The organism is Microbacterium sp. (genome assembly GCF_030149085.1).
GTDB lineage: Bacteria > Actinomycetota > Actinomycetes > Actinomycetales > Microbacteriaceae > Microbacterium.
The window spans coordinates 1-1852 of sequence record NZ_JASBSF010000169.1 but is presented as its reverse complement, the minus strand read 5'-3'; the positions used below and the strand labels follow the sequence as shown (position 1 = coordinate 1852).

At 66.2% G+C, this 1852-nt stretch carries 1 protein-coding gene and 2 pseudogenes; 1 reads left to right on the top strand and 2 read right to left on the bottom strand.

The features are described 5' to 3' along the window. Positions 1 to 301, bottom strand: a pseudogene (locus tag Q1V87_RS06900) (glycosyltransferase family 2 protein); the annotation flags it as partial. Positions 302 to 462: 161 nt separating this feature from the next. Here Q1V87_RS06900 and Q1V87_RS06895 point away from each other — a divergent pair. Then, on the top strand, positions 463 to 1560 hold the full coding sequence (locus Q1V87_RS06895) for a hypothetical protein (protein ID WP_300591431.1): 1098 nt from the start codon (positions 463 to 465) through the stop codon (positions 1558 to 1560). Between the two features lie 27 nt (positions 1561 to 1587). Here Q1V87_RS06895 and Q1V87_RS06890 read toward each other — a convergent pair. Beyond that, a pseudogene (locus Q1V87_RS06890) lies at positions 1588 to 1852 on the bottom strand (hypothetical protein); the annotation flags it as partial.

Here is a 1852-nt window from a genome sequence, read left to right as displayed (position 1 = left end):
CGTTGTAGCAGGGGATGACGCATCCGATCGTCGACCGGTGCACAGAGATGCGCTCGAGCACCGACTCGAACTCGTCGGTGAACTCAGCGTGAGAGGTCTCGACCTGCGCGTTCGGGAACCGGGGGTCGTACTGCGGCTGCGCGTACTGAGGCTGCGCGTACTGAGGCTGCGCGTATTGCGGCTGGCCATCGGTCGGATCCGCATACTGCGGCCCCGCGTACGCCGCGCCCGGGTACTGCCCAAGAGCGGGCTGAGCTTGCTGCGGGTACGGAGGAACGTACGGGGCTTCCCAGTGGGACATCAGCACGCTCCTTCCATCAATCCGCGTGCCATCCGAAGTGCTGTAACCACACTGCTACACTCGGCTCAAGCATCCGGTCTGTTGTCGAAGAGCATCACCTCAGGTTTTCCTCAAGAAAACCTCCGGTGAACACCCGAGGCCCCGAGAAACAGAAGTGCAGAATGAGTGTACTGGAGTTGTCTGCCGTCCTGGCGATCGCCTTCGTGATCGCCGCTCCGGCCATCGTCCAGTTTCCCGCAACCCCGGTTCCCAACGGTGGCCGCGCCGCGCGCAGGAACTTTCTGCGCTTTGCCGCGGCCGCAGCCCTGAGCGGGGTCGTCGCCGGTATCGCGACCGCCCTCGTGCCCGCAAACCCGACGCCGATCATCATCGCTGCGGCGAACGCGGCGCTGGTCGGCGGGCCCGCATACTTCTGGGCGGGCATGCGGCAGCTGCGGGAGAACGCGATGGCCCCCGGCTGGGTCGTTGCGGGGGCCGTCGCTGTGACCTTTGTCACCAGCGCAACGGTCAGCGCTGTCATCGGCGGCCCGACCGATGGCTTCGTCCTGCGGCTGATCCTCGTAGCTGTGGGGTGCGCGGGCGTCGCGGTCGAAGCTTTCCGCCTGCCGGCACGAACGATCGCACCCTTCCGGCTGATCGGAGCCATCTTTGCGATCTACGCCGCGTACTCGGCGATCCGCACCGTGCTGTTTTTTGCTGTCGGTGAGCGCGCTCCCACATTTCAAGCGCTCTTTTCTCCCCTGACGGCATCCGTCCTGAGCATCCTGCTCATAACGGCACTCTGCGTTGCCGTGTGGTGGAGCGACCGCGCGTTGGAGACTCGAGCCCGGCAGATCGAGTACATCATCGCTGCGCTGCGCTCAGATATCGCCTCCCACGGCGCCGTGACGGTCTATGTCGTCGAGGTTCCCGACCTCGCCCTCATCCGCGCAGCCTTCGGTGGCCCGGCAGCAGTAGCGGTCGACCGCGCAGCGTCGATGGCGCTTCATGAGCTGCTGCCCGATGCCGCCCACCGCGGTCGGGTCGGTCGCCACGTCGTGGCGGTGTCAGGCGACCAGCGCATCGAGAACCTCGATGACGTGGTGAAGGCCGCGACGGCGAGAGCCGTGCCGAACCTCGACTATCGCGAAGCGATCGAGGTCCGCGTGACGCGCTATGCACTGCGCTCCGAGGAGGAGCTCGCCGCTGTTTGGCCCGACGCAGCTCCACCCGGCACCAGAGACCTCAAGACCAGTCCGGCGGGCGGCGCGATCGCCTGACCGGGGCGGCGCGGCGCGGTGGCCCGATCAGCCCTGCGGCGCCGTTGTCGGCTGGTTGGCCACGATGTTCAGCGTGCCCTGATCGTTGTAGATCGCGATCGGCAGGTACTGATAGATCGTCTGCTGCGCGAACGAGGCATCGTCGTTTGCCGTGCCCTCGACGTAGATGCCGAACGAGAACTGCAGTGTGATGCCGTAGGTGTCGGCCGGCAGCATGAAGATCGTCGTCTCGGGAACGAGCAGCCCGCCCTGATAGCTGTTGAGCAGCAGCCCACGGTCCGAGCGCAGCGTG

Excerpts from the sequence above, each read along its gene's own strand:
- Q1V87_RS06895 (WP_300591431.1), top strand. The coding sequence starts at position 463 with ATGAGTGTACTGGAGTTGTCTGCCGTCCTGGCGATCGCCTTCGTGATC.